A 26,049-nucleotide genomic window follows, 5' to 3' on the forward strand; every position below is an offset into this window, starting at 1 on the left:
TGGCTGCTGCCGGGCAGAGAGGTTTTGGCAGAATGGCGCGGTGCCTGGGGGGGCGTTGCAGCTTGGCCGACGCAGGAGTATCGATCTAAGGGATTGATACAAGGATTTAATTTATGATTCGAATGAATGTTTTTGCAGGCTTTGCCGCCTGTGTGCTGGTGTCGCCTGCCTTGGCAGAGGATATGCCGGACAACAAGGCAGAATACTGCGCCCAGATTGTTCACCATGAGACCGTAGAGGGCGTGATGTCCACCGTTCCGAAATGTGAGTGCCTGTACGGCATTGTCGAAAGCCGCACGGATAAAAAGGTCAAAGCATTCCTGCTGGAATCATGGTGGACCGGGACTGAAGACACCCGGAAACTGAACAGATTGAAACGGCGTAAAAGCTCTCGAGGCCAGCTGGAGCAGGTTGTTCTGGAAGGCATGATGCGCTGTCCGGCGGGCTAGGCCCGCGATAGGGAAGAGCCATGCGCTGGCGGGCACATGGCTCTTGTTGGACAGGCAGCCATTGGGATGGAACGGATAATGGCTGTCTATGGGGAATTTTGGCGCAGCGAGGCGCCGGGGTCTGTGATCCGGATTACAGAGAGCGGATTTGGTTGCAGAAACTCGCAGGTATCGTGCCTGCGGGCGTGGTCAGATCGAGTCCGGCTCGGCCAGGACCGCCAGTTCCGTGCGGTCGAGGATCTGGACGCCGCCGCGGCTGATGCTGACCAGACCGTTGCGCTTCCAGGCTGCTAGGGTTTTTGAAACCGCCTCGCGGGTGGCGCCGACAAATTCTGCCAGCTCAGCTTGCGACAGGGCGACCCGCCCGTCGCGGCCTTCGGGGGCCAGATACAACAGCTTGCGCGCCAGCCGCACCGGCATCGGCAGGAACACCTGCTCGTTCAATTGGGTGTTCATCCAGCGCATCCGCTGGCCGGCCAGCCGCAGGAGGTCGGCGGCCAGGTCGGGGTATTGGCGGATTTGCGCCAGCACATCCCCACTGCGCAGGCGCAGCACCCGGCTGGGTTCGGCGGCAATGGCGGTGGCAGTGCGCTCACCGGGATCAAACAGGGTGATTTCTCCAAACACCGCGCCGGGGCGCATCATGTCGAGTGACAGTTTGCGGCCCGAGGCGGACAGCACCGAAAACTCCAGTGCGCCTTCGGCAATGGCATAGAGCGCATCACCGGCATCGCCCTGTTCAAACAGCACTTCGCCCTGGCGCAGGTTCACCTCAGCGGCCTGGCTTTCCAGCATCCGGCGCAGCGGGCCGGAGGCACCGGATAGAAAGCCGGTGTCCGGCAGGCGGGTGGTCAGCATGATGTCTGTCTCACTTGTTGCGATAGCCCGGTGTGCGGAGCTTAGCAGAGGGTTGGGCAGCTGGGAACCGGGCAGCGGAACCGGGTGGTTCAGCCGGGTACAGCAACCAGCCCCAGCCTGCGGGCCGAGGTGAGTGTCAGAGTGCCGCTGTCCGGCCCCAGCGGCGCCTGGTAGCGCTGTACGGCCCTGCGGGTGGCCGCGTCCATGCGGCCATGCACGGGACCGCGGTAGAGCCCGCGCGCGGTCAGCGCCCGCTGAATGGTGCGGATGAAGTCCGGGGTCATCATGGCGGGGCAGGGGATTTCGATCCATTGTTCCTGCCGCGGCCGCACGATTTCCTGTCTGGTTTCGGTGCGGAAGGTTGCCGGGCGGATCACCCGGCCGTTGGCATCCTGCTGTTCCGGTTCGGCCAGCACCTGTCTGGTGACGGTTTCGATGACGGCGGGCGCGGTGTGTTTGCTCCAGCAGGTGCCGGGGGCGGCGCCGGGCGGGGCGTAGCGACCGGTTTCGGAACCAGGGCCGCCGGGCTGCGGCTGCACGCATGCCGCCAGCGTTGCGAGCAGAGCCAGCAGCAGGGTCGGGGCCTGGCGCCCGCGAAGGAGGGATCTGGGTGGCGTCATGCCGGTTTGCCTCTTGCCGGTGCCCTTGCCTGGCTCCTTGCTGGAACCGCACACCGCTGCTTTCGCGGCAGACTAGCCGAGTTCTTATCCGTCCGCAAAGGCTGGATTGTCGCTTGGGTCGGATGAATGAGGCGGGAGGCTAGCGGGCCGGGTCCGCCAGCAAGAGGTCGAGCATCGGCGAGATGTCCTCCACCGTTTCTGCGATCACGTGGGTGACCGAATGGGCCCGCTGCAGCCGCCCGGTGACCCGCAGCATCCGCCCGGAAATCACCGCGCGGCGGAAGCTCTCGTAGATCTTGCGCCAGACGATGACGTTGACGATGCCGGTCTCATCCTCGAGCGTGACGAAGATCACGCCTTTGGCAGTGCCGGGGCGCTGGCGCAGGATCACCAGCCCGGCGACGGTGATGCGGGCATTCTGCGGCGGCTCCTGCAGGCGGGCGGCGGGCAGGCAATGGGGCGGGCGCGGCCAGGGGCACGGGCTGCTGTGCGGATCGGTCGGACCGGGTGGGGCGGCGATGGCCGCAGCGGCCTGGAGGGGGGCTGGCATGAGGAAAACGGCCTTGCGGTTGAGAATTTTTTGACCCGAACAAATGTAGAACATTTGGCGGGAAAGTCCAGCAGCGGCGCAGGGGGTCGCAATTGGGGGTAGCGCCTGCGCAGGCGCTTGGCTACACAGTCGCCCGAGTACCGGAAAAGGGAAGAGAGCTGACAATGGCAAAGATCACCTACATCGAGCACAACGGCACAAGCCATGTCGTGGATGTCGCCAATGGGCTGACCGTGATGGAAGGCGCGCGCGACAACAACATTCCCGGCATCGAAGCCGATTGCGGCGGTGCCTGCGCCTGCTCGACCTGCCACGTTTACATTGCGCCGGATTGGGTCGAGAAGCTGCCCGCCAAGGACGATATGGAAGAAGACATGCTGGATTTCGCCTATGAGCCCGATCCGGCCCGCTCGCGCCTGACCTGCCAGATCAAGGTGAGCGATGCGCTGGACGGTCTTGTGGTGCATATGCCTGAAAAGCAGATCTGATGGCTGCGGGGGCGGTAGCGCGGCGTCTTCCGTTGCGCAGCCGGCTCCGTTTCACCCGCCGCGTTTGGCGGATGTTGTGTTTGGGGTTGGCCATGGCCAGCCCGTCTGTGCTGGCGGCGGAAGACCGGATTGTCTCGGCGCGCTACAGCGAGCCCACCACCCGCTACGGCCATGCGGTGCTGGGAGATGATGTGGAATACGGGGCGCTGGTGCTGAAGGTGGAAAACACCGGGCCCGGAGGTGTGTTCGCCCAAGCCGTCTACCAAAAGTCTGAAATCCTGATCCGTCTGCCGCTGGATCACGTCTTTGAAGACATTGCGCCGCGGCTGGCAGATGTGGACGGCGATGGCAAACCTGAGGTTCTGGTGGTCGAGACCGATGCGGCAGCGGGCGCCCAGTTGGCCATTTACAACGCGCTGGGTGAAAAGATCGCGGAAACCCCGCATGTCGGCACCCGCAACCGCTGGCTGGCCCCTGTCGGCGCTGCGGATCTGGATGGTGACGGGCATGTGGAAATCGCCTATGTCGACCGGCCGCATCTGGCAAAAACTCTGCGGATATGGCGGTTCCGGGATGGCGCGCTGCATGAGGTCGCCAGCAAGCCCGGTCTGACCAATCATCGGATCGGCGAGGATTTCATCACCTCCGGCATCCGCGATTGCGGTGCGGGGCCGGAATTGCTGATGGCCAGCGGCGATTGGCGCCGGATCATGGCCGCGCGGCTGCGGGATGGCAAAGTCACTGCCCGGGACATCGGCCCTTTTGATCCTGAAACCAGGCTGGCGGACGCTCTGGCCTGCCGGTGAAGGCAGCGGGTGCCTTTTTCTGCCCGCGCCGCGCCTTGCGCGGCGCCCGGCCCAACTGCGCGCCCCATCTCCGAGGGGGATGAAGCAGGCGGGAGCGCTGCGCGAGGGCAGCTGCCAGCCCTCTTTTCGGGCAGGTCCAAGACATCTGCTGACGGGCGTTTCCGAAATCTTCACTCCCTTCAGATAGCCTGCGGCAAATGGGAAAGGTCCGGCGGCGCCGGGCGGGGCAAGTTGTCACAGGAGACACGCGCGTGAGTTTTACACCCTATGTGTTCGGCACCGGTATTTCCGGCTGGTCCTTCCTGCAGCGGACTCAGGCCCAGCAGCAGGAAGTCTATGAAAAATCACCTATTCTGGACCGCCAGGTGCAGAATTTCAAAGAGCGCATCACAAGCATCCAGAGTCCAGAAGAGTTGCTGGATGATTACAGCCTACTGCAAGTGACACTGGGCGCCTTTGGCCTGGATGAGGACATCAATAACCGCGCCTATCTCCAGAAGGTGCTGGAGTCCGACACGAGCGATTCCCAATCCTTTGTGAACCGCCTCAACGACAGCCGCTACCTGGCGCTGGCAAAAACCTTTGGCTTCAACAGCCCGGACGGGCCGCAGCTGCCCGGCGCCGGGGCAGGCAGTGAATTTGCGGGTATATCCACGCCGGACGATCTGTTGTCCAATTCAACGCTTCTGACCAAGGCGCTGGACAACGTTGGCCTCAAGGGAATGGAAAACAACCAGTTCTTCCTGCAGAAGGTGCTGGAGTCTGATCTGAGTGATCCGGAGTCTTTTGCCAACAAGCTCACCGACACCCGCATTGCAGATTTCGCCCGTCAGTTCGAATTCAACAAACCGCAGGAATACAACAACAGCATCCAGGCGCTGGTCACGGAATTCAACCAGCACACAGAGGGTCTGGCCAGCGCCGATGACCTGCTGGAGGACGAGGAGCTGCTGCAGGCGGTGATCGAGACCTTTGATCTGGAGCGGACCAGCACGGATTTCCTGCGGCGGGTGCTGAATTCGGACACTACGGATCCTGACTCCTTTGTGAACCAGCTGGAGGATACGCGGTATCTGAATGTTTCAAAGGCGTTTGGCTTCGGCTATCCGGATATCAATGCGATGACCGATCCGGATGAGCTGCTGCTGAACCCGGATCTTCTGGCGGATGCATTGGACCAGTTCAATGTCAGCGACCGCGGCGAAACCTTCCTGCGGCAGGTGCTGGAATCCGACCTGAGCGATCCGAACTCCTTTGTGAATCAGCCAGAGAACATTGCCTACTACGATTTCGCCGAGGCCTTCCAGACCAGCACCTGGCCGGAGCATGTCAGCAAGATGCAGGTGTTTTCTGATGAGATCACCGACAAGCTGGACAGTATGACCCAGGCACGGGATGTGGTTTTGGACCTCAGCCTGTTTGAGGCTTCGCTGGACCTGTTCGGGCTGGGGCACCGGAGCGGCGACTTCAATGTGATGACCAAGACGCTGGATTCCGACCTCTCGTCAGAGATCTCTTATGCGAATCTGCACCACGACAACAACATGAAGGCAATGGCTTACGCTTTCTCCTTCAACAAGGGGGAAGAGGCAAAGGTGTATCCGGACGGGTTTGCCGAGGAGCTGGCTGATCTCTACACCACCCGCCAGTTCGAAATCGAAATCGGAAACTCGGATCCCAACATGCGGCTGGCGCTGGCGCTGGAACGCGAGCTGCAGTCGGTGGCGGATGAGGGGGGCAGTGAGGATGCGCATTGGTACAACATCATCGGCTCCCAACCGTTGCGAACCGTGTTTGAAACCGCATTGGCGCTGCCGTCCACTTTTGCCCAGCTGGATATTGAGCGCCAGCTGGTAGAGCTGCAGGACCGAACGGAAAGAGCCTTCGGCGTGTCACATCCGGCGGATCTTCTGGAGCCGGATAAGCTTGACGAATTCCGCAGGCGGTTCCTGCTGATGACGGATCTCGGCAGTATCTGAGTGTCGATCAATGACGAGTATTCAGGATAAGATCATCAAACGGAAGCTGGGGCTGCTGGAACTTGCCAAGCAGCTCGGCAGCGTCTCGTAGGCCTGCAGGGTGATGGGGTACAGCCGGTTCAGCTATACCGCTTCAAGGAACTCTATGAACAGGGCGGCGAGCAGGCGCTGATGGACCTCGGCTGCTGGAAGCCGACCCTGAAGAACCGGGTGCCGGAGCATGTAGAGCGTGCGGGTAATCGAACTGGCGGTCGAAAACTCTGGGCTGGGACAGAAACGCGCCTCGTGGGAGTTTCAGCAGCAGGGCATCATGGTGTCTTCTTCCGGCGCCCGCTCGATCTGGCTACGGAACGATCTGGAAACCATGAAGAAGCGGCTGAAGGCCTTGGAGGCCCGTGCCACCCAGGACGGCATCCTGCTCACCGAGCCGCAGATGGCCGTGCTGGAGAAGGCCCAACAGAAGAAGGAGGCGCATGGTGAAATCGAGAGCCTCTCTCCGGGCTATCTCGGCAGCTAGGACACCTGTTACGTGGGCATGATGAAAGCCGTAGGACGCATCTACTAGCAGACCTTCATCGATATCTATGCGCGGGTGGCGGCCTGCAAGCTCAACACCGAGAAAACTGCGATCACTGCCGCCGACCTGCCGAATGACAGGGGTAACTCCTTCTTTGCCGAACCCGGCATCAGCCTGCTGCGTATCCTGACGGGCCGTGGCACCGAAAATTGCGGCAAAGTTGAAAACCATGCCTACCAGCTCTCCCTGGCTGTCGAGGAGGTGGATCACACGAGAATCAAGGCGAACAGCTCCCAAGACCAACGGGATCTGCGAGCGCTTCCATCGGGCCATCAAGGACGAGTTCTATGGGATCACCTTCCGCAAGAAGCTTCACCGGTCGGTGGAGGATTTGCAGGTGGACCTGGATGCCTGGTTGGCCAAATACAACGAGCAGCGCCCGCACTCGGGAAGAGACTGCTACAGGCAAGACGCCTATGCAGGCCTTCCGCGAAACAGTATATATTGCCAGGGACAAGACGATCAGGGCTTCCGAGACTTCGGACAGTCAGCACCCCATTCTCAGCACAGAAAGCCGAGTTGTCCGTCAGATCAAGTCTGAAGTTTTACATCTGATGACACTACGGTCTGGACGGAGGAATGCCGAATGCCAAATTAAACGGATCTTTCTTTCTGATTTGTGATCCAAGTCGCGCCTTCAGCTCATGTGTTTTGTTACGTTTTATCTGACACCTTTGCCGAAAAATCAAAGCTAATATGCAGGTTCAGGCGGCTTTGCCGACTGAACCTGCTGATCTTCCATGTGGCGAACGCGGGAGGGGCGAGCCAAGGCAACCATCGCGCACTTGCGTCCACGGCGTTGTGCGAGCTGGGCTCCCCATTTTCTCAGCCATGTCGATCTGCCTCGGTTCATCATCACCGTTGCGGCCTGGCACAGTGCCTGCCTCAGGTTGGCATCCCCTGCCTTGGTGGTGCCGCCCGATACATCGCGTTCGCCGGATTGGTTGCGCGAAGGTGTGAGGCCCGCCCAAGGTCCAACTCTTTTCGAAGAGGAAAAGCGCACCGGATCATCGACGGCGGAGCAGAAGGTGAGTGCCACAACAGCCCCAATCCCTGGCATCGTCATCAGGCGGTGGCAAACAGGATCATTTTGAGCGAGCTGGCAAACTTGTTTTCGAGAGTGGCAAGTTCCTGACGCAGGGATGCTCTGGCGCGCAGCTTCGGCCCTGTCGCTGTTTCCAGCATGAGGTTTCCATCCGCCGGTTCCCGAATACGGTTTTCGAACCTGCCGCGAGAGATTGCGCCGACCTTGAGGCCAAAGTTCTGCAACAGTCCTCGCAACGACATTTCTAAGGCGATCATGTTTTGTTGAATGGCTTTCTGGGCGCCGAGAACGGCGCGGAACTCCTGTGCCGAAATTGATTTGCAGTGGACCGGACGGAACCAAACAACGTGAAGCAGGCGCGCAATCCCCTCAGCGTCCCAGCGGTCCGTCTTGATCGGCATGGCTTTTAGCGCGCCTTTCACCTGACGCGTTTCCATGAGCACAGCATCAAGGTCGGCTTCGGTGAGGTCTCGGTGCAGCCATTGCGACAATGGCCCAGCCCCCAGGACAATCGCGACTATGCTGCCGTCCAGATCGCCCAGCCAGTGCGTCAGAACCTCAGGTTCGCTCTCAGCCTCAGCCTCTTTCATGATCTTGCCGTGCTCGCTGATCACGCAGATCGCGGTCTTGGCCAATGACACGTCCAATCCGACAAACAATCTCATCCCGTAGTCCTCCATGTGGATCCAATACGGGAACGTCGGCGGCTTGATCCTCTCCCAGTGAAGTGGCCCGCCATTATAGTTAAGAAACGGAGGATCAAATATGGGTATCAAGCGACGCAAACCGAAAGAAGATCCCCAGGCAAGGCCGTGAGAGTGGCTGGTGCCCGATCACAGCTAACCAACAGTGGTCTTTCGATTGCACCAGTGACGCGCTGGCGAATGGGTGTAAGTTCCGAACGGTGAACCTCAAAGATGATTGCACCGGCACGTGCCCCGGCCATCGAGGTGGACTTCTCGCTGCCGGGTGAACGGGTTGTGGAATTACTGAACCGGGGCGCACGAGAAGGGAATAGCCTGACATTCTTGTCGTTGAAAACGGCACAGAACTGCGCAGGCGTTCGTTTGATGCCTGGGCCGGTGACTGCGGCGCTCAGCTGTACTTTTTCGATCCGGGTAGCTGCTTACCTGCATGGAAGTCGAAGGTTTTCGGGCCTTCATGCCCAATTAGATGTTTCGTGGGTCCTGCCCCAAAAACACTCCGGGTCACCACATAGCCGCGATAGGCAGAGAACCTTGTCTGCCGCCGCAGTGCCATTGGACGGCAACCGCTGTCGCAGCATCTTGCAAGAAGAGCTGAACTTGCCTGCCGGGAAGCTTTGGATCTCCTTGTGTAAACTGTCCGCTGCGGCTGGTCGGATGGGGCAGGGTTGGCTGCCATCCGTATCAGCGCAGCAAAGGTTCAGCGGCGGATCTGCTGTGGTTCATCCGTCCACGTCAGCCCGCGGTTTCTTCTGTTTTGCAGAACCCCAGCCGGGCAAAGGCCGCGTGGTTCTCAATCAGTTCGATCCGGGTCTCGAGCAGCACTGGCAGGCCAAGCGCTCTTGCGCGGGCGCTGGCATGCTTGACCAGCAATCGGGCCAGACCTCTGCCGCGCTGTGCGTCGTCCACCGTCAGTTTGCCCAGATAAAGGCAGTCTGGCCGGGGCGTCAGGAACACAGAAGCCCTGGGCGGCGTGCCTATGACAAGGATATCCCCGCTACGGCACTGCTACTGCAGGGCTGACAGCGTCAGGCGGTGCATGGAGGAAGGCGGGTCGATGCGCTCATCCATATAGCCGAAGCTGCGGCGGATCAGTGCAAGCACCTCGGCAAGACAAGGATCATCGGGGCCGGGACGGCGAGGCTCTGTCATGGCCACTGTCCTCTGGTTTGCCGCTGACCGTGTGTCAGGCCCTGGCGTGCCAGGAGAAGCGCAGATGCGCGGGTCATGGCCTGGCCTCCTTCAGCGGCAGGAAACTCCGCCTCTGCGGCAGCGGCAAGCCGTTGCAGGGTGCGGTGCCATGGGCCTTTGTCCTGCCGCGCTTGCTGGCTCGCGGACAGCCGGGCGCATCAGCGCCCGGCTACGCCCAACTGCGGCGGGCAATCTTTGATTGACCGGAAGTAGGCGGGAGTGCCCGACAAGCCTGTTGGGGCTCGGGGCGGGTTATGTCAGCGCGCGCCAGCCGATATCGCGGCGCAAGAACCCCTGTGGCCAGTCGACCCCGTCCACCATCGCATAAGCGCGGTCGCGGGCCTCCTGCAGGGTGTCGCCGCGGGCAGTCACGTTCAGAACCCGGCCGCCAACTGCCAGCACCTTGCCGTCCTCTGCCCTGGTGCCTGCATGGAACACCATGTTGCTGCTGTCCTCGGGCAGCGCGTCCAGCCCGTTGATGACAGAGCCTTTTTCATAAGAACCCGGGTAACCCTTCGCCGCCATCACCACGGTGATGGCGTGATCCTCTGCCCAGTTCACCTGTGCGCTTCCCAAGCGGCCTTCGGCGGCGGCGTGCATCAGATCCAGCGCCTGGGCGCCGAGGCGCATCATCAGCACCTGGCATTCCGGATCGCCAAAGCGGACGTTGTATTCCACCAGCCGCGGCTGGCCGTTCTTGATCATCAAACCGGCATAGAGCACGCCCTGATACGGCATGCCGCGTTCGGTCATCACCCGCATGGTGGGCTTCACGATCTCTTCCATTGCTTTTGCCTCGACCTCTGCCGACAGCACCGGGGCGGGGGAATAGGCGCCCATGCCGCCGGTGTTGAGGCCGGTGTCGCCTTCGCCGACACGCTTGTGATCCTGGGCAGAGCCGATCGCCAGAACATCTTCGCCGTCAACCAGCACAAACAGCGAGGCTTCCTCGCCTTCCATGAATTCCTCGATCACCACCTCGGCACCGGCGCCGCCAAAGGCGCCGCCGAACATGTCGTCGATGGCCGCAAAGGCCTCGTCTTCGGTCATGGCGATGATCACGCCCTTGCCGGCGGCCAGCCCGTCGGCCTTGACCACGGTGGGGGCGCCGTGCTTGCGGATATGGGCCTTGGCGGCCTCTGCATCAGTGAAATGGCCGTAAGCTGCGGTTGGGGCCTGGGCAGCGTCGCAGATTTCCTTGGTGAAGCTTTTGGAGGCTTCCAGTTTGGCTGCGGCTTCCGACGGGCCAAAGACCAAGAGACCCGCCTCGCGCAGGCGGTCGGCAACACCGGCAGCCAGCGGCGCCTCGGGGCCGATGATCACGAAATCGATGGCGTTTTCCGCGGCGAAGGCGGCCACTGCGCCGCCATCCTCAATGTCAAAAGAGGCGCAATCGGCGATCCGGGCGATGCCAGCGTTGCCCGGCGCCACGATCAGCTTGTCGCATTTGGGGTTCTGCATCACGGCCCAGGCCAGTGCATGTTCACGCCCGCCGCTGCCGAGGATAAGAATGTTCATTGGCGTATTCTCCGATCTGCCTGAGCCCTGTGGCCCGCGGGCCGCGACCCGGGGCTTGCCTTGCTTGCCGCGCGTTCTATGCTGCGCGCGACTTCAAAACAAGACCGGCCTAAGGCCGCAGGAGAGCAGCCCCCGATGTCCGACCTGTTTGACGACCCAGCCCCCTCTGACCGACCCGGACAGAACGCCCCGGAATTCACGGTTTCCGAGATATCCGGCGAGGTGAAACGCACGCTGGAGGGCACATTCGGCCGCATCCGCGTGAAGGGTGAGGTAGGCCGGGTGTTCAAGGCGCGCTCTGGGCATCTTTATTATGATATCAAAGACGACCGATCGGTTCTGGCCTGCACCACATGGAAGGGGCAGGTCGCCAGCCTGTCCGTGGTGCCGGAGGAAGGGCTGGAAGTAGTGGTCACCGGTCGGCTGACCGCGTTCGGGGCCCAGTCCAAATACAACATGAACGTCGATGAGGTTGCGGTTGCAGGCCAGGGTGCGCTGATGGCGCTGCTGGAAAAACGCAAGAAGCAGCTGGAAGCAGAGGGCCTGTTTGCATCTGAGCGCAAGAAGGCTCTACCCTATCTGCCGCAGATCATCGGGGTGGTCACATCGCCATCGGGCGCGGTGATCCGCGATATCCTGCACAGGCTGCGCGACCGGTTCCCGCGCAAGGTGCTGGTCTGGCCGGTTGCGGTACAGGGGCAGAATTGCGCGCCAGAGGTCGCCCGAGCCATCGAGGGTTTCAACCAGCTGACACCGGGTGGTGCGCTGCCACGCCCGGATCTGATCATCGTTGCCCGCGGTGGTGGCGCGATCGAGGATTTGTGGGGTTTCAACGAGGAGATCGTCGCGCGTGCGGCGGCAGCTTCAGCCATTCCGCTGATCTCAGCGGTGGGGCATGAAACCGATACCACGCTGATCGATTTTGTCTCTGACCGGCGGGCGCCGACCCCGACTGCAGCGGCTGAACTGGCGGTGCCGGTGCGGCTGGAGCTGATGGCCTGGGCCGAGACCCAGGGCGCGCGGCTGACCAGGGCGGCGGGACAGGCGGTGCAAATGCGGCGCCAGCGTCTGAATGATCTGGCGCGTGCTTTGCCCAAGCCAGATACATTGCTGGAAACCCCGCGCCAGCGGCTGGACCGGATTTCGGACCGGTTGCCGGGGGCGCTGATATCCGGCGTGCAGCGGCGCCGGGTGCATCTCAGCGAAACCGCAGCCTCCTTGCGTCCTGCGGCATTGCGGCAACTGGTGCAGGGGCGCCGCGACCGGCTGTGTAACCTGTCCGCACGCCTGACATTGCGGCCGATCCAGCGGGAAATGACGGCGCAGCGGGAAGCTCTGGCCCGGCTGTCGCAACGGCTGGATGCCGCGCAAAAGCAGCGTATCGACCGGCAGCGTCAGAGCTTGGATGCTGCCGGGCGGCAGCTGGACATCCTGAGTTACAAGGCGACGCTGGAGCGCGGCTACGCCGTGGTGCGCTCGGGTGAGGAAATCCTGACCACCAAATCCGCCGCCGCCAAGGCAGGCGCGCTGCAGATCGAATTTGCCGACGGCAGGCTTGATCTGGAGGGCGGGGTCGCCCCGGCGCCAAAGAAAGCTGGCGCGACGCCACCGGCCGAAGGCGGTGCCGGGCAGGGCTCGCTGTTCTAGCTTCTTTCTGGTCTTAAATACCCATTTCTTAACTGCCGATTGCGCTGCGGCCTGCCTCAGACTCCGACGTCCGGGCCGTGGCACAGCATATCTTCACCGATGTCTTCGGCTTCATACAGCTCGGTGGCGGTCGGGTCGTCCCCAAAACGGGCGGTCAGCCCACGGGCGCCCAGTTCAAAGGTCCAGCACTGCGGGTCGTTGCGGTTCTCATAGACAAAGCAGATCTGGCCCGCTTTGTCGTACCAGCTGCCTTCCTGGCATTTGCCATCCAGGAAAGACCAGATCACCCGGCGGCCCGGCAGATAGCGTTCCACCCCGTACATGGCACCGCCAAAGCCATAGAACAGCGTGCGGCCCTGGGTGTAGCGGTCGAACTCGCTGGCGCTAAGCGGTTCTCCCGCCAGCAGCGGGGCGGGCAGGGCGGCCAACAGGAGAATCATCACAAAGCGCATGTGGTCATTGTGGCAGAGGCCGCAGCTGGCGCCAAATTTTTTGCGGCGGTTCCCGCTGGGTCATCTTTGACGCAGCTCTGCGGCCAGGTTCAGAATGGCGGTAAAACGGTGCGGCAAGCGGAACATGGTGATGGAAACAGGGCTTTGGGCGGCAGCAGCGGTTTGCGCGCTGGTCTATCTGTTTCAAACCGCGCAGCAGCCTGGATCTGTCCGCAGCATCACCAAGACGGCATCTGTTGCGGCCCTGGCGCTGGCGGCGCTGCTGGGCGATGCACCGCTGCTTCTGGTGGCGGCGCTGGGGCTGTGCGCGCTGGGGGACTTTTTCCTGTCGCGGGAAGGGGATGCCTCCTTCAGGGCCGGGGTTGCAGCCTTTGCCGCGGGCCATCTGGTCTATGCGGGGCTGTTCCTGACGCGGGCAGAAAGCAACGTAGGCCTGCTCATCCAGATGCCGGGAGCGGGTGTTCTGGTCTTGCTCATGGTGCTGGGGCTGATCATGGCCCGCGTCCTGGCGCCGCGGGCCGGGGAATTGCAGGGGCCAGTCCTTGCCTATATCCCGATCATCCTTGGCATGGGGGCGGCGGCGCTGACGTTGCCGTTTGGCACTTGGGTCTTTGCCGCGGCCTGTGCCTTCATGTTGTCGGACATGGTGCTGGCGGCGGAAACCTTTGTGCTGGGACAATCCCATCCGCTGCGCCGGATCACACCTTATGCTGTCTGGCCGCTCTACTGGGGCGCGCAGGCAGGCTTTGTGGCTATTTTTTCCTGATGTTCAGCGCCGCTTGCGCTTTGCACTTCCGGCATTTCCGCATTAGGTGGGTTGAAACCCCTGTGCCCATTCCCTGTGGAGACCAAGATGGCGTTTTTTTCAAAGCTCAAGGAGCGGCTGTTCAAATCCTCGTCCAAGCTCGAGCAGGGGCTTGATGCGATTGTCGAGGACGGGGCGGAGAGCGCTGCGGCGGAGACGGCGGAGGCCCAGGCCCTAACGCCGCAACAGACTGAGCCTGCGCCGGTTCCGCAGCCCGAACCTATTGCGGAGCCCGCGCCCGAACCCGAGCCGCATTCCACAGCGGCTCCTAGGTCCGCGCCAGCACCTCAGCCTGCGCCAGTGTCTGAGAAGAAATCCCCGGGCCTCTTGGGACGGCTGATGGGCCGCTCTGCTGCGGCTGAGCCGCGCCGGGCGCTGGATGACGACATGTTGGAACAGCTGGAAGAGCTGCTGATTACCGCCGACATGGGGGTGGACACAGCGCTGCGTGTAACTGCGAACCTGGCCGAAGGGCGGATGGGCAGGAAGGTCTCTAGCCGCGAGATCAAAGAACTGCTGGCGCAGGAAGTTGCGCGGATCATGGAACCGGTGGCCAAACCCCTGCCGATTTATGCCAAGCGCCCGCAGGTGGTGCTGGTGGTGGGGGTGAATGGCTCGGGCAAGACCACGACCATCGGCAAGCTGGCAAGCCAGTTCAAAGGCGCTGGCAAGAAGGTGGTGATTGCCGCGGGTGACACCTTCCGCGCTGCGGCTGTCGAACAGCTGCAGGTTTGGGGCGATCGCGCCGGCGTGCCGGTGCTGACTGCGCCAGAAGGCTCCGACCCGGCGTCACTGGCGTTTGATGCCATGACCAAGGCCCAGGAAGACGGTGCTGACCTCCTGATGATCGATACCGCCGGGCGGCTGCAGAACCGGGCAGACCTGATGGAGGAGCTGGCCAAGATCGTCCGCGTCATCCGCAAGAAGGACGAGACCGCGCCGCACAACACGCTTCTGGTGCTGGATGCCACCACCGGCCAGAACGCGCTGAGCCAGGTCGGCACCTTCCAGCAGCTGGCGGATGTGTCGGGCCTGGTGATGACCAAGCTGGACGGCACTGCCAAGGGCGGCGTTCTTGTGGCGCTGGCGGACAAGTTCGGCCTGCCGATCCACGCCATCGGTGTGGGTGAGCAGATCGACGACCTGGCGCCGTTTGATCCCGAGGAATTTGCCGCGGCGCTGACGGGACTGGAGAAATCCTGATCCGTCATTCTTCTGACTGAAAATATCCCGGGGGTCCGGGGGCTGGCCCCCGGTGCCCTCACCCGGCGCAAAGGTATTTGAAGTGAGCGATTGGCTGATCTCCCTGGAAGGCACTGAGACGGGACATCAGGCGGCGCTGTTTCTGGCCATCTGGGCCGCCTTTCTGCATGCGGTTTTCGGTGCGCTGCAAAAGGGCAGACATGATCCCTGGCTGTCGCGCGGGGCGATCGATTTTTCCTACTGTGTGATGGCGGCGCCTTTTGCGCTGTTTGTGGTGCCCTGGCCAGAGCCGCATATGTGGCTGATCTTTGCCAGCGCCTGGGTGATCCACGTTTTCTACAAGCTGTTTCAGGCGATGGCCTATACCAAGGGCAGCTATACGGTAGTCTACCCGGTGGTGCGCGGAACCGGGCCGCTGTTCACCGTCATTGGCTCCTTTTTCCTGTTCGGCGAGGTGTTCACGCTAGTGCAATGGCTGGGGGTGGCGGTGCTGCTGGCCGGCATCTTTGGCCTTGCGGGATATAACTACCGCTACTTAACTACGAACCGCGAGACGCTGGGAATAGCGCTGGGGCTGGCGGTGGTGACCGGGTTGTTTGTAGCAGGCTACACCACGTATGACGCCTATGGCATCCGCGCGACGGCGGATCCCTTCACCTTCCTTGCGTGGTTTTTCATGATCGACGGGCTGGTGTTTCCCGCTATTGCTTTTGCGCGCTGGCGCCGCATGACGGAGCCGCAGGCGCGGGGGGCGCTGATGGCCAAGGGGGTCTTTGGCGGTCTGTTGGCCTTTGCCTCTTTCGGGGGGATCATGCTGGCCACCAGGCTGGACAAGGTGGGCGAGGCGGCGGTGCTGCGCGAGACCTCGACCGTGTTTGCGGCTCTCATCGGCTGGCTGGTGCTTAAGGAAACCGTGGGTCCGCGGCGGATTGCCTTGATGGCTTTGATCGCGCTGGGCGCCGTGATAGTGGAAATGGGCGGCTGAGACCGCCGCAAGCAGAGCAGACAGGAGGCCCCATGGCCGGAAAGAAAATCAACCCGACCCTGAAAATGGTGCTGGAGCTGGGCCCGGTTGTCCTGTTCTTCATCGGCTATCTGAAGCTGAAAGATGAAGTGTTCCTGATCGGTGGCAGCGAGTACAAGGGCTTTATCGTCATCACTGCGGCCTTCATTCCGCTGATCGCGGCGTCCACTTTGGCGCTGTGGAAGCTGACCGGCCATCTGTCGCGGATGCAGTTTGCCACGCTTGTCCTGGTGGTGCTGTTCGGCGGCATGTCGGTCTGGTTCAATGACGACCGTTTCATCAAGATGAAGCCGACGATACTGTATCTGCTGTTTGGCGGCCTGCTGGGTATCGGCCTCCTGCGCGGTCAAAGCTGGCTGAAAGTTGTGATGGAGGAACTGATGCCGCTGCAGCAGGAGGGCTGGATGGTTCTGACCCGGCGCCTGTGCGGCTTCTTTTTTGGCCTTGCCGTTGCGAATGAGCTGATCTGGCGCAGCCAAAGCACTGAGACCTGGGTTTACTTCAAGACTTTCGGCTTGCCTGTGGCGATGTTCGCCTTCTTCATGTTTCAAGGCCAGCTGCTGCAAAAATACAGCGTTGAGGAAGAAACCGGCCCGGCGGAGTAACCCGGGTGGCAAGGGCGTGCTCCCGCGCCTTTGCCTCTCATCATAGATGAGAGAAAAAGCCTTGGGCATGGCAGCCCCCCTGCGGTGTGCTGCGGTCCCGCTTCTTTCTGGTCTCAAATACCCTCGCCGAAGGCACGGCGCGTTAGGCGCCGTATCGGGTCATTTTCCGAAAATCACCTGCTGCGCTTTGGTATCCGAGCGGTCCGCCCGCAGATCCGCATGCAGCGCCCGCCCGGCCACGACGCCGGGGCGGGCCCACATCAGCTCCAGCCAGCGGCACAGATGCGGCTTGTCCTCAAGTGTTTGCTGCTGACCCTCCCAGAGCGAGGCCCAGGGCCAGATCGCCATGTCGGCAATCGTATACTCCGGTCCGGCTGCATATTCATTCTCAGCCAGCTGACGGTCCAGCACACCGTAGAGGCGGGCGACCTCCGCCCGGTAGCGGTCTTTGGCGTAAGGCAAGTCCTCGGGCGCATATTTCAGGAAATGATGCGCCTGGCCGGCCATCGGACCGACGCCGCCCATCTGCCACATCAGCCATTGATCTGCCTTGAGCCGACTGCGCTCATCCGTGCCATAAAACTGGCCTGTCTTGCGGGCCAGATATTGCAGGATGGCGCCGCTCTCGAACAGCGATACCGGTGCGCCATCGGGCCCATCCGGGTCGGTGATCGCAGGCATTCTGTTATTGGGTGAAATTTCCAGAAAATCTGGCGCGAACTGATCACCCTTGGAGATATCGATCAGCGTTACCTCGTATGGCAGGCCCATTTCCTCCAGCGCAATGGAGGTTTTCCAGCCATTGGGCGTAGGCCAGTAATAGAGCTGGATCATATCCTGCATGTGAACTCTCCGTCAGATTGCGTGGCTACAGGACCACAGGCGCCTGTGGGCAGGCAAGGGCATGGGGGGCTGACTTCGGTGTTATTTGAAACGAACGCTTCTGCTGATGCTTGACCGAATCCCGCAAACTGCGTAAAGCCCGGGCATCACATCGTGGCGATTTGTTACCGGATTGCGGGCCACGTTAAACACACCGCTAAAGAGGTCAGGACGTGAAGGACCCCCTTTCGCTTGGCCGATTGGGGTTTTTTTGTGCGCTGAGGGCGCTAGGAGACAGACTATGAGCGAGAATTGGAACAAGCGCACCAAATTGGTCCACGGCGGCATCCGGCGCAGCCAGTACAATGAGGTGAGCGAAGCCATTTTCCTGACCCAGGGCTTTGTCTACGACAACGCCGAGCAGGCAGAGGCGCGGTTCATCGAGACCGGCCCGGATGAGTTCATCTATGCCCGCTATGGCAACCCCACTGTAGACATGTTCGAAAAGCGTATCGCGGCGCTGGAAGGGGCAGAGGATGCCTTTGCCACCGCGTCGGGCATGGCGGCCGTGAACGGCGCACTGACCTCGCTGGTGAAGGCGGGTGATCACATTGTGTCAGCCAAGGCGCTGTTCGGCTCCTGCAACTATATCCTGGCCGATGTTCTGGGCCGTTTCGGAGTCGAGGTGACCTTTATCGACGGCACCGATCTGGAGGCCTGGAAGGCGGCGGTGCGTCCGGACACCAAGGCGGTGTTTTTCGAGAGCATGTCGAACCCGACGCTGGAGGTGATCGATATCGCAGGCGTCGCAGAGATCGCGCATGCTGTTGGGGCAACAGTGGTGGTGGACAATGTGTTCTCGACCCCGGTGTTCTCGGAGGCCATCGCGCAGGGCGCCGACGTGGTGATTTATTCCGCGACCAAGCATATTGATGGCCAGGGCCGGGCGCTGGGCGGTGTGGTGCTGGGCACCAAGGACTACATCCGCGGCACGCTGGAACCCTATATGAAGCATACCGGCGGCAGCCTCAGCCCGTTCAATGCCTGGGTGATGCTGAAGGGACTGGAGACGATTGATCTGCGTGTCAACGCACAGGCTGAAAGCGCGCTGAAGATTGCCGAGGCTCTGGATGGCCATCCGGCGCTGGAGCGCACCATCTACCCGGGTCTGCCGGGCCATGCGCAGAGCGCGCTGGTGCAGAGCCAACTGGGCGGCAAGGGCGGTACCGTCTTGTCTCTGGATCTGAAGGGCGGCAAGGCGGCGGCGTTCAAGTGTCTGAATGCGTTGACCATTCCGGTAATCTCCAACAATCTGGGCGATGCAAAATCCATCGCCACCCATCCGGCGACCACCACCCATCAGCGGCTGACGGATGAATTGAAGGAAGAGCTGGGTATTACCCCCGGTCTGGTGCGTTTTTCGGTCGGGCTGGAAGATGCGGACGACCTGATCGCCGATTTGAAGGCTGCGCTGGAGATTTCGCAGGCGTAGCACCACTTCAGTCGGAAGATCCTTTATTCATCTGGCCGAAAGTATCCTCGGGGGTGAATTGAGCCGCAGGCTCAAGAGGGGGCAGACAGCCCCCTCTCTTTTTTGGGACAGATGCCGGGTCAGGAGGCCCGGCCGTAGAAGCCGATGTTTTCCTCGTCCGAGAACCGCACGCCGGGGTTTTCATAGAAGGTGAAAACCGCGATCACCCGTGTCTTTGATCCTTTTACCGTGCCGACCCGGTGGGGCGAGTTCTTGCCGCGGAAAATATTGAGAGTGCCGGGATCGAGGGTGATTGAGCGCATGTTCGGATCAGTCCCCGCCAGCAGCCGCTCAACCCCTTCGTAATTTGGGTCATCGTCCGTGCGCAGTTCCGGGCTGTAGATGAACTCGCCGCCTTCGTCCGGAGCCTGCAGCAGCATGGTTGTGGTGAATTCGGAGCGGTCGAAATGCCAGTTCAGCGCCTGATCGGCACCGTAGGACATGATGTTCAGCCGCGCCAGCGGATCGTCCATAGTGTAGAGCGCAGGCTTGTCCATGGTGGCGGCCAGGAACTGGGCAAAAGGCGGCCAGTCATAAAGCCGCAACACCGGCGAGTCCGGGAACTGGTCAGCGCAAAGGGTGAAATTCGAGGTCTCGACCTTTTGTAGCGCCGGGTGGTCCGGCGCCAGGCCGTCGACTGCGTCCTTGAAATAGATGTTGTGCCAGCGCTTGTGGTGAAAGCTTTCGGTTTCGAACTTTCCCTTCAGCGCATCGGCAGCACTCTGGGCGACGTCCGGTTTCATCAGCCCGGCAAGGCTGAACATACCGTCCGCTGCCAGCTCAGCGCGGCAGCGGTCCACCAGGGCTTGCCATTCTGGCGTGCCGGGGCGGTCGAGCGGGTAACGGTCGAGATCGAGAATGCCGTGCATCGGGTGTTCCTTGGTGTTTCCTGAGGTTTGTCGGAAACCTGCGTGCTGGGTCGTGATCTGACCACTATAAAATATCTTGGCGAGCATAAGAATTTCTTACAATGTGCCACTATGAAGCTGCCACCACTGAACGCCCTGCGCGCCTTTGAATGCGCCGCCCGCACCGGCAGCTTTTCGGCTGCGGGGGCGGAACTGGGTGTCAGTTCTGCTGCGGTGTCAATGCAGGTGAAGAACCTGGAGGACTGGCTGGGCCTCAAGCTGTTCACCCGCCGGGCCAACCGGGTGCGGCTGACCGATGCCGGGCGCGGGTATTATCAGAAGGCGGCCGGAGCGCTGGCCGAGATCGCCAGTTTCACCGAGGCGCTGACCGATGGCGGCTCTCGCCGGCCGCTGGTGATTTCCGCCACGCCTGCTCTGGCGCTTCTGTGGCTGCCGCAGCGGCTGAAGGCCTTTGCAGAGGCACGGCCTGATGTGACTGTGCGGCTCAGGATTGAGGATGACCGGATTGACCTGGAAGCAGAGGGGATTGACGCCCGTCTGACCTATGGCGGTGAGCACCCTGAACACCGGACACAGGACCTGTTTGCCGACCGGCTGGTGCCGGTTGGCATGGAGCCCCAAATGGAGATCCGGACAGCGCCGCTGGTGGAAGTGAGCTGGGGCGAGACGATCACGTCGGTGCCGGGCTGGCGGCACTATTTCGAGCAGCACGGGATTGTGCGCCAAAATGCTGTTGCGGTGGCCATTGGGCAGTCGGTGCCATCGGTGGTCGCCCTGGTGCAGGCGGGGCTGGGCATCGGATTGCTGCCGGAGCAGGTGGTGGAGAGCGAAACCGGAGCAGGGAGGCTGCACCGGCTGGACGGCCCTGCGCTGGAAATGCCACGCCCCTACGTACTGGTCACCCCTCATTACAAGTCACGATCCCGCCGCTTGCGAGCCCTTGCAGAGGTGCTGGGGGTCCGTTAAGGCGCCGGTACTGCCGCAAATGGCGGATCCGTTTTGAAAATTGCCGCGTAACAGTATATGAGAGTGGCCTGCCGGTCTCTATATGGGCCGTATCACTGGGGGATGTGCCGATGAACATTCATAACCGCGACGCTGCCGAGGCGCCGGACCGCGAGGATGCGGCTGCGGCGCTGAAGGTGCTGCGGGCCTGGGCCGGAACTGTGACGGAAACCGAAGTCGCCGAGCTGGATCCGGCGGTGGCGCGGCTGCTGCCGGGCCGTGAAGTCGGCAATTACCCCGAGCTGTCGCGGCAATATCCTGAAGGCTTCCAGTCGGATGAGACCTATCGTGCGACGCTGCCGGATTTGCAGAACGGGCCGACCAGCCTGATCCGCGGCGCCAAGGAGCAGATCCAGCATGTGGGTATTTCGAACTTCCGCCTGCCGATCCGGTTTCATACGCGCGACGACGGTGATCTGACGCTGGAAACCAGCGTGACCGGCACCGTGTCTCTGGACGCGGGCAAGAAGGGCATCAACATGTCCCGGATCATGCGGACCTTCTACAAACACGCGGAAAGCACCTTTAGCTTTGAGGTGATGGCCAGCGCGCTGGACGATTATCTGAGCGATCTGGACAGCCCGGATGCGCGCATCCAGATGCGGTTTTCCTTTCCGGTGCGGGTGAATAGTCTGCGCTCGGGGCTGAGCGGCTATCAATATTACGACTTTGCGCTGGAACTGGTGGATCATGACGGTGTGCGTGAGAAGATCATGCACCTGGATTATGTCTATTCCTCGACCTGCCCATGCTCGTTGGAATTGTCAGAGCATGCCCGCCAGGCGCGTGGACAGCTGGCAACTCCGCACTCGCAACGCTCAGTGGCACGGATTTCGGTGCAGTCGGTGCCGGGCAGCGACTGTCTGTGGTTCGAGGACCTGATCGAACTGTGCCGCAAGGCGGTGCCGACCGAGACCCAGGTGATGGTGAAACGCGAGGATGAGCAGGCCTTTGCCGAGCTGAACGCGGCCAATCCGATCTTTGTCGAAGACGCGGCGCGGCTGTTCTGCCAAGCCCTGCAGGGCGATGCGCGGATCGGTGACTTCCGGGTGGTGGCAAGCCATCAGGAAAGCCTGCACAGCCATGATGCGGTCAGCGTGCTGACGCAAGGTGCGCTGTTCAAATCCATGAGTCTGGATCCCAAGCTGTTCTCGACTCTGATCCACCAGGGGTAAACCCCGCCGGATTTGCCTGAAAATTTGCCTGGAAATGAGGCGGGCGGCTGTTTGAACCGCGGCAATTTCTGCATTGCTGCAAGTTTTATGCTGCTGTGCAGAAACCCATGTTAGCCTGCTCTGGGACTCCTTTGGAAAGACCTTCCATCGGAGGAGGGAGCTTGTGCGCTGGTGTCTGCAAAAGGACGGCTCGAATTCCGCTGCATCCGGCCCGGAGGCTCTCCGGCGCCTGCTCCCGTCGTTGTTGTCCGAACAGGGCAGCATGTTCCGGAGCACGTCTAGCACAAAATTTCAGGGAGATTCCGATGATGAGCAAACATCAGATGGCCGGGCTGCCGGCAAGAATGCATGAATGGGCGGGAATTGCGGCCGGTATGCAGGTGAAGCTGTGGCGTCAGGCGGCTGAGGCCGCGCTGCAGGCGCCTTATCAGCAGATGCGGCTGGCCCGGTCCATGCTGGAGGCTCAGCGGCGCCTGTTGCAGGCGGGAATGTCAGCAGCGGCGGGCGAAACTGAGGCCGCTCCGCAAGACCTTCAGAAGCCGGATGCTGCGGCGGATGCTGTAGCGGAAAAGCAGGTCGGCACACAGCCAAGAAAACCGGTGCAGCGCAAGTCGGCTGCCCGCAAGACCTCTGCCCGCCAGGCTGCTGTCCGCACGGCGCCTGACCGCAAGCAGCTGAAGCCCGGAACCAGTGCGGCGGCTACCAAGCCCAAGCCGCAGGCCGGTGGACCGGCAGGCCAGGCAGAAACGGTGAAACATGCGGCAGCCAAAGCGGGTTCGGCTGAAAAGCCTGTCGCTGCTGCCAAAGCGGCAGTCCGGACCGAAGCTGCTGCTGTTCAGGCTACGCCTGCTGAACCTTCTAGCGTTTCAGCAGGCAGTCGCAGCGCTGCGGATCAGGCGCAGAATATGAAAGACACACCGCAAAAACGGCCGCGCAAACCCGCCACGCCGCCGCAGATGCCGACGCGCAACGCTGCGGGCACCGGCGACAGCGACGAATAAGACCGCAGACTTGACACTTGCGGCGCTGCGGGCCAACGCTGCGCCGCATGTTGGATCTGCGCCCGGTTGGGTATGTCATCGGCCTTTTGGTCGTTATTCTGGGGGCCATGATGGTGTTCCCGCTGCTGGTCGATCTTTATGACGGCCGGGGGGAATGGCATGTGTTTCTGGAAAGCGCAGTGTTCACCATTCTGGTGGGCGGTCTGCTGGCGCTGAGCTGCGCCAACGGTGTTAAGGAGGGGTTGAGCATCCGTCAGACCTTCCTGCTGACCACCACGGTCTGGCTGGCGCTGCCATTGTTCGGGGCGATCCCGCTGATGCTGGGCGCAACCGAGCTGCGCTTTGTCGATGCATTCTTTGAAGCGATGTCCGGGCTGACCACCACCGGTTCCACCGTGATCTCGGGTCTTGATGATCTGCCGCGTGGGCTGCTGCTGTGGCGCGGCATCCTACAATGGCTGGGCGGCATCGGCATCATCGTGGTTGCGATGGTGTTCCTGCCTGAGCTGCGGGTTGGCGGGATGCAGATCTTCAAATCCGAGAGCTTTGATACCTTTGGGAAAATTCTGCCCCGTGCACAGGCGATCGCCAAACAGATTTCGCTGATCTACGTGTCGCTGACGATGGCCTGCATGCTGGTTTACATGATGATGGGCATGGGGCCCTTTGATGGGCTGGTACATGCGATGACGACCATCGCAACCGGCGGTTTTGCAAATTACGACGCCTCCTTTGGCGCCTTTTCCGGGTCGGTGGAATATGCCGCTTCTGTTTTCATGATTTTGGCTGCGCTGCCATTTGTGCGGTATGTGCAGTTGATCAATGGCTACGGTACCCCTTTGCTGCGCGACAGTCAGATCCGCGGGTTCATGGTGACATTGGGGTTGCTGGTCGCAGTGGCGACAGGGGTTCTGTACTACGCCCGCCCGCATGGGGGCGAGGAGGCGCTGCGTTCGGCGCTGTTCAATATCACCTCGATCATGTCCGGCACCGGCTATGCCAGTGCGGACTATATGCAGTGGGGCAGTTTCCTTGTGATGATCTTCTTCTTCACGGGGCTGATTGGCGGCTGTGCGGGGTCGACGGCGTGTTCCGTGAAAATTTTCCGGTACCAGCTGCTGTTTGCCTCGATCAAGGTGCAGATCCAGCGCATCCGGTCGCCGCATGGGATGTTCCTGACGCGGTATGAAGGCCGCCCGGTGGATGCTGATGTTCTCAGCTCGGTGATCTCCTTTTTCATGTTCTTTGTGGTGACACTGGGCATTGTCGCCTGGATGCTGGCGCTGACCGGGTTGGATTTTGTGACGGCAGTTTCCGGGGCTGCAACGGCGATGGCCAATATCGGCCCCGGCCTGGGCGATATCATCGGACCTGCGGGCAATTTCTCTTCCCTGAACGACCCGGCAAAGTGGATATTGAGCGGTGCGATGCTGATCGGGCGGCTGGAGCTGATGGCTGTTTATGCGATCCTGACCCTGCGGTTCTGGCGCGCCTGAAGGATGCTGCCAGCGGGCTGCCCTGCAGTCTGCGGGTTTGCCAGAAATTGCGTCAGCGGCGCCTTGTGGTGCTTTGCCGCACTGAATTTCTGGGCGGGGCTGCAGCTTACTTGTCTGTAAGGCGCGCATGCTCTTGCCCTTGGGGGGCCGCTCGCATATGAGGCTCGGGACTGAAACCCGCAAGCGCAGGGAGACCCGTTCCGCATGCCCGTACTTGTGATGAAATTCGGCGGCACCTCAGTCGCCAATCTTGACCGCATCCGCCGCGCCGCCAAACGTGTGGGCGTTGAGGTGGCCAAGGGCTATGACGTGATCGTCATCGTATCGGCGATGTCCGGCAAGACCAACGAACTGGTTGGCTGGGTCGGTGAGACCTCGCCGCTGTATGACGCGCGCGAATACGACGCGGTTGTGTCCTCGGGCGAGAATGTGACCGCAGGCCTGATGGCGCTGACGCTGCAGGAGATGGATATCCCGGCGCGCAGCTGGCAGGGCTGGCAGGTGCCGCTCAAGACCACCTCGGCGCACAGCCAGGCCCGGATCGAGGAGATCCCGCCGGAGAACATCAACGCCAAGTTTGCCGAAGGCATGAAAGTGGCGGTTGTGGCCGGTTTCCAGGGCATCAGTCCCGAGGGCCGCATCACCACGCTGGGCCGTGGTGGTTCTGACACCACCGCCGTAGCATTTGCAGCAGCCTTTGAGGCAGAACGCTGCGACATCTACACCGATGTGGACGGCGTTTATACCACCGACCCGCGGATCTGCGGCAAGGCGCGCAAGCTGGACAAGATTGCGTTTGAGGAAATGCTGGAGCTGGCCTCGCTGGGGGCCAAGGTGCTGCAGACACGCTCGGTTGAACTGGCAATGCGCTATAAGGTGAAGCTGCGCGTGCTGTCGAGTTTTGAGGAACAGTCCGACGAGGCCGGAACCCTGGTCTGCGACGAGGAGGAAATCATGGAATCCAATGTTGTGGCCGGTGTGGCCTATTCCCGTGACGAAGCCAAGCTGACCGTGCAGTCGGTGGCAGACCGCCCGGGTATTGCGGCGACCATCTTTACCACGCTGTCCGAAGCGGGTGTGAACGTCGATATGATTGTGCAGGACGTCTCGGAAGACGGCCGCACGGATATGACCTTCTCCTGTCCGACCGACCAGGTGGCGCGTGCCGAAAAAGCGCTGCTGGCGATCAAGGAGCAGGGCGAGCTGAACTATGCTGAACTGCTGGCCGACATTGATGTGGCCAAAGTGTCGGTGGTCGGCATCGGCATGCGTTCGCAGTCCGGCGTGGCGGCAAAGATGTTCAAGGTGTTGTCGGATGAAGGCGTCAACATCAAGGTCATTACCACCTCTGAGATCAAGATTTCGGTGCTGATCGACCGCAAATACATGGAGCTGGCCGTGCAGGCGCTGCATGATGCGTTTGAACTGGAAAAAGCCGGCTAAACGCTTAGCTGGAAAGGAAATTATGAACCTTGCAAGGGCGCCTTCTGGGCGCCTTTGTTGTGTTTGCCCTGCGGCGACCTGTTTTTCGCACCAGGCTGCTGCAGGATGGCTAGATTGCAGGCAATGCTGCAAAAACACTTGGACTTTTTCCGCCGGGGTGGGACAAGTGGGTGGAGGAGAGAACAC

General features: G+C 61.5%; 24 protein-coding genes, 2 pseudogenes and 1 riboswitch. Of the genes and pseudogenes, 16 read left to right on the forward strand and 10 right to left on the reverse strand.

The window, feature by feature from the left end:
• Positions 1–122: 122 nt before the first annotated feature.
• Entirely contained in the window at positions 123–449 is a 327-nt protein-coding gene (locus ACP151_RS14775) for a hypothetical protein (RefSeq protein WP_424979669.1), read from the forward strand.
• A 189-nt stretch (positions 450–638) separates the two neighbouring features.
• Here the strand turns inward: ACP151_RS14775 and ACP151_RS14780 are convergent, their stop codons facing one another.
• The 3 genes from ACP151_RS14780 to ACP151_RS14790 all read right to left on the reverse strand — a co-directional run bounded on the left by ACP151_RS14780 (position 639) and on the right by ACP151_RS14790 (position 2,477).
• Complete coding sequence (locus ACP151_RS14780; RefSeq protein ID WP_424979670.1) at positions 639–1,307, reverse strand: Crp/Fnr family transcriptional regulator; 669 nt, start codon at positions 1,305–1,307, stop codon at positions 639–641.
• A gap of 89 nt (positions 1,308–1,396) precedes the next feature.
• A complete protein-coding gene (locus ACP151_RS14785) occupies positions 1,397–1,927 on the reverse strand; it encodes a peptidoglycan-binding domain-containing protein (RefSeq protein ID WP_424979671.1) in 531 nt (176 codons plus the stop codon).
• A 139-nt stretch (positions 1,928–2,066) separates the two neighbouring features.
• On the reverse strand, positions 2,067–2,477 hold the full coding sequence (locus ACP151_RS14790; protein WP_424979672.1) for an OB-fold nucleic acid binding domain-containing protein: 411 nt from the start codon (positions 2,475–2,477) through the stop codon (positions 2,067–2,069).
• Between the two features lie 164 nt (positions 2,478–2,641).
• On the opposite strand from ACP151_RS14790, the gene ACP151_RS14795 reads away from it, so the two are divergent.
• The 4 genes and pseudogenes from ACP151_RS14795 to ACP151_RS14810 form a co-directional block, all read left to right on the forward strand.
• On the forward strand, positions 2,642–2,965 hold the full coding sequence (locus ACP151_RS14795) for a 2Fe-2S iron-sulfur cluster-binding protein (RefSeq protein WP_024089409.1): 324 nt from the start codon (positions 2,642–2,644) through the stop codon (positions 2,963–2,965).
• Positions 2,965–3,771 (forward strand): FG-GAP repeat domain-containing protein, encoded by an 807-nt coding sequence (locus ACP151_RS14800; protein WP_424979673.1) that lies wholly within the window; start codon positions 2,965–2,967, stop codon positions 3,769–3,771. The genes ACP151_RS14795 and ACP151_RS14800 overlap by 1 nt, the downstream gene beginning before the upstream one ends.
• Before the next feature lie 251 nt (positions 3,772–4,022).
• A complete protein-coding gene (locus ACP151_RS14805) occupies positions 4,023–5,750 on the forward strand; it encodes a DUF1217 domain-containing protein (RefSeq protein ID WP_424979674.1) in 1,728 nt (575 codons plus the stop codon).
• A gap of 10 nt (positions 5,751–5,760) precedes the next feature.
• Positions 5,761–6,791, forward strand: a pseudogene (locus tag ACP151_RS14810) (integrase core domain-containing protein); the annotation flags it as partial.
• A 296-nt stretch (positions 6,792–7,087) separates the two neighbouring features.
• On the opposite strand, the pseudogene ACP151_RS14815 reads toward ACP151_RS14810, so the two are convergent.
• From ACP151_RS14815 to purD, 4 genes and pseudogenes are all read right to left on the reverse strand, one after another.
• Positions 7,088–8,037 (reverse strand): annotated as a pseudogene (locus ACP151_RS14815) (IS110 family transposase); the annotation flags it as partial.
• A 774-nt stretch (positions 8,038–8,811) separates the two neighbouring features.
• On the reverse strand, positions 8,812–9,033 hold the full coding sequence (locus tag ACP151_RS14820) for a GNAT family N-acetyltransferase (RefSeq protein ID WP_424979675.1): 222 nt from the start codon (positions 9,031–9,033) through the stop codon (positions 8,812–8,814).
• A 51-nt stretch (positions 9,034–9,084) separates the two neighbouring features.
• Complete coding sequence (locus ACP151_RS14825; RefSeq protein ID WP_424979676.1) at positions 9,085–9,228, reverse strand: hypothetical protein; 144 nt, start codon at positions 9,226–9,228, stop codon at positions 9,085–9,087.
• 291 nt (positions 9,229–9,519) lie between these two features.
• Complete coding sequence (purD, locus tag ACP151_RS14830; protein WP_424979678.1) at positions 9,520–10,785, reverse strand: phosphoribosylamine--glycine ligase; 1,266 nt, start codon at positions 10,783–10,785, stop codon at positions 9,520–9,522.
• Between the two features lie 135 nt (positions 10,786–10,920).
• Here purD and xseA point away from each other — a divergent pair, with 135 nt between their 5' ends.
• Positions 10,921–12,432, forward strand: a complete 1,512-nt coding sequence (gene xseA, locus ACP151_RS14835; RefSeq protein ID WP_424979680.1) for an exodeoxyribonuclease VII large subunit — start codon at positions 10,921–10,923, stop codon at positions 12,430–12,432.
• A gap of 56 nt (positions 12,433–12,488) precedes the next feature.
• On the opposite strand, the gene ACP151_RS14840 is transcribed toward xseA, so the two are convergent.
• A complete protein-coding gene (locus tag ACP151_RS14840; RefSeq protein ID WP_424979681.1) occupies positions 12,489–12,884 on the reverse strand; it encodes a hypothetical protein in 396 nt (131 codons plus the stop codon).
• Between the two features lie 94 nt (positions 12,885–12,978).
• Between ACP151_RS14840 and ACP151_RS14845 the strand changes: the two genes are divergently transcribed.
• From ACP151_RS14845 to ACP151_RS14860, 4 genes are all read left to right on the forward strand, one after another.
• Positions 12,979–13,650, forward strand: a complete 672-nt coding sequence (locus tag ACP151_RS14845) for a lysoplasmalogenase family protein (RefSeq protein WP_424979682.1) — start codon at positions 12,979–12,981, stop codon at positions 13,648–13,650.
• An 87-nt stretch (positions 13,651–13,737) separates the two neighbouring features.
• Entirely contained in the window at positions 13,738–14,892 is a 1,155-nt protein-coding gene (ftsY, locus tag ACP151_RS14850) for a signal recognition particle-docking protein FtsY (protein WP_424979683.1), read from the forward strand.
• An 82-nt stretch (positions 14,893–14,974) separates the two neighbouring features.
• Complete coding sequence (locus tag ACP151_RS14855) at positions 14,975–15,877, forward strand: EamA family transporter (RefSeq protein ID WP_424979684.1); 903 nt, start codon at positions 14,975–14,977, stop codon at positions 15,875–15,877.
• 32 nt (positions 15,878–15,909) lie between these two features.
• Positions 15,910–16,521 (forward strand): inner membrane-spanning protein YciB, encoded by a 612-nt coding sequence (locus ACP151_RS14860; protein WP_424979685.1) that lies wholly within the window; start codon positions 15,910–15,912, stop codon positions 16,519–16,521.
• A 159-nt stretch (positions 16,522–16,680) separates the two neighbouring features.
• Here the strand turns inward: ACP151_RS14860 and ACP151_RS14865 are convergent, their stop codons facing one another.
• Complete coding sequence (locus ACP151_RS14865; protein ID WP_424979686.1) at positions 16,681–17,364, reverse strand: glutathione S-transferase N-terminal domain-containing protein; 684 nt, start codon at positions 17,362–17,364, stop codon at positions 16,681–16,683.
• Positions 17,365–17,507: 143 nt separating this feature from the next.
• Positions 17,508–17,585, forward strand: a riboswitch (SAM riboswitch).
• A gap of 59 nt (positions 17,586–17,644) precedes the next feature.
• Here ACP151_RS14865 and metZ point away from each other — a divergent pair.
• Positions 17,645–18,835 (forward strand): O-succinylhomoserine sulfhydrylase, encoded by a 1,191-nt coding sequence (gene metZ, locus ACP151_RS14870; RefSeq protein WP_424979687.1) that lies wholly within the window; start codon positions 17,645–17,647, stop codon positions 18,833–18,835.
• A gap of 119 nt (positions 18,836–18,954) precedes the next feature.
• Here metZ and ACP151_RS14875 read toward each other — a convergent pair whose 3' ends face one another.
• A complete protein-coding gene (locus tag ACP151_RS14875; protein WP_424979688.1) occupies positions 18,955–19,743 on the reverse strand; it encodes a HalD/BesD family halogenase in 789 nt (262 codons plus the stop codon).
• 111 nt (positions 19,744–19,854) lie between these two features.
• Here ACP151_RS14875 and ACP151_RS14880 point away from each other — a divergent pair, with 111 nt between their 5' ends.
• From ACP151_RS14880 to ACP151_RS14900, 5 genes are all read left to right on the forward strand, one after another.
• Positions 19,855–20,709: a LysR substrate-binding domain-containing protein gene (locus tag ACP151_RS14880; RefSeq protein WP_424979689.1), complete on the forward strand. Its 855-nt coding sequence runs from the start codon at positions 19,855–19,857 to the stop codon at positions 20,707–20,709.
• A 110-nt stretch (positions 20,710–20,819) separates the two neighbouring features.
• The gene (folE2, locus tag ACP151_RS14885) at positions 20,820–21,923 is read left to right on the forward strand and encodes a GTP cyclohydrolase FolE2 (protein WP_424979690.1); all 1,104 of its coding nucleotides are present in this window, start codon (positions 20,820–20,822) and stop codon (positions 21,921–21,923) included.
• Positions 21,924–22,231: 308 nt separating this feature from the next.
• Positions 22,232–22,924, forward strand: a complete 693-nt coding sequence (locus tag ACP151_RS14890; protein ID WP_424979691.1) for a hypothetical protein — start codon at positions 22,232–22,234, stop codon at positions 22,922–22,924.
• Positions 22,925–22,971: 47 nt separating this feature from the next.
• The gene (locus tag ACP151_RS14895; RefSeq protein WP_424979692.1) at positions 22,972–24,420 is read left to right on the forward strand and encodes a TrkH family potassium uptake protein; all 1,449 of its coding nucleotides are present in this window, start codon (positions 22,972–22,974) and stop codon (positions 24,418–24,420) included.
• 204 nt (positions 24,421–24,624) lie between these two features.
• Positions 24,625–25,863, forward strand: coding sequence for an aspartate kinase (locus ACP151_RS14900; protein ID WP_424979694.1), 1,239 nt, complete (start codon positions 24,625–24,627; stop codon positions 25,861–25,863).
• Positions 25,864–26,049 lie beyond the last annotated feature (186 nt).

The organism is Leisingera sp. S232 (assembly GCF_049800895.1).
In the GTDB taxonomy this organism is placed as follows: Bacteria; Pseudomonadota; Alphaproteobacteria; order Rhodobacterales; family Rhodobacteraceae; genus Leisingera.

Excerpts from the sequence above, each read along its gene's own strand:
- ACP151_RS14775 (WP_424979669.1), top strand. The coding sequence starts at position 123 with ATGAATGTTTTTGCAGGCTTTGCCGCCTGTGTGCTGGTGTCGCCTGCC.
- ACP151_RS14780 (WP_424979670.1), bottom strand. The coding sequence starts at position 1,307 with ATGCTGACCACCCGCCTGCCGGACACCGGCTTTCTATCCGGTGCCTCC.
- ACP151_RS14785 (WP_424979671.1), bottom strand. The coding sequence starts at position 1,927 with ATGACGCCACCCAGATCCCTCCTTCGCGGGCGCCAGGCCCCGACCCTG.
- ACP151_RS14790 (WP_424979672.1), bottom strand. The coding sequence starts at position 2,477 with ATGCCAGCCCCCCTCCAGGCCGCTGCGGCCATCGCCGCCCCACCCGGT.
- ACP151_RS14795 (WP_024089409.1), top strand. The coding sequence starts at position 2,642 with ATGGCAAAGATCACCTACATCGAGCACAACGGCACAAGCCATGTCGTG.
- ACP151_RS14800 (WP_424979673.1), top strand. The coding sequence starts at position 2,965 with ATGGCTGCGGGGGCGGTAGCGCGGCGTCTTCCGTTGCGCAGCCGGCTC.
- ACP151_RS14825 (WP_424979676.1), bottom strand. The coding sequence starts at position 9,228 with ATGACAGAGCCTCGCCGTCCCGGCCCCGATGATCCTTGTCTTGCCGAG.
- purD (WP_424979678.1), bottom strand. The coding sequence starts at position 10,785 with ATGAACATTCTTATCCTCGGCAGCGGCGGGCGTGAACATGCACTGGCC.
- xseA (WP_424979680.1), top strand. The coding sequence starts at position 10,921 with ATGTCCGACCTGTTTGACGACCCAGCCCCCTCTGACCGACCCGGACAG.
- ACP151_RS14840 (WP_424979681.1), bottom strand. The coding sequence starts at position 12,884 with ATGCGCTTTGTGATGATTCTCCTGTTGGCCGCCCTGCCCGCCCCGCTG.
- ACP151_RS14845 (WP_424979682.1), top strand. The coding sequence starts at position 12,979 with ATGGCGGTAAAACGGTGCGGCAAGCGGAACATGGTGATGGAAACAGGG.
- ftsY (WP_424979683.1), top strand. The coding sequence starts at position 13,738 with ATGGCGTTTTTTTCAAAGCTCAAGGAGCGGCTGTTCAAATCCTCGTCC.
- ACP151_RS14860 (WP_424979685.1), top strand. The coding sequence starts at position 15,910 with ATGGCCGGAAAGAAAATCAACCCGACCCTGAAAATGGTGCTGGAGCTG.
- ACP151_RS14865 (WP_424979686.1), bottom strand. The coding sequence starts at position 17,364 with ATGCAGGATATGATCCAGCTCTATTACTGGCCTACGCCCAATGGCTGG.
- metZ (WP_424979687.1), top strand. The coding sequence starts at position 17,645 with ATGAGCGAGAATTGGAACAAGCGCACCAAATTGGTCCACGGCGGCATC.
- ACP151_RS14875 (WP_424979688.1), bottom strand. The coding sequence starts at position 19,743 with ATGCACGGCATTCTCGATCTCGACCGTTACCCGCTCGACCGCCCCGGC.
- ACP151_RS14880 (WP_424979689.1), top strand. The coding sequence starts at position 19,855 with ATGAAGCTGCCACCACTGAACGCCCTGCGCGCCTTTGAATGCGCCGCC.
- folE2 (WP_424979690.1), top strand. The coding sequence starts at position 20,820 with ATGAACATTCATAACCGCGACGCTGCCGAGGCGCCGGACCGCGAGGAT.
- ACP151_RS14890 (WP_424979691.1), top strand. The coding sequence starts at position 22,232 with ATGAGCAAACATCAGATGGCCGGGCTGCCGGCAAGAATGCATGAATGG.
- ACP151_RS14895 (WP_424979692.1), top strand. The coding sequence starts at position 22,972 with ATGTTGGATCTGCGCCCGGTTGGGTATGTCATCGGCCTTTTGGTCGTT.
- ACP151_RS14900 (WP_424979694.1), top strand. The coding sequence starts at position 24,625 with ATGCCCGTACTTGTGATGAAATTCGGCGGCACCTCAGTCGCCAATCTT.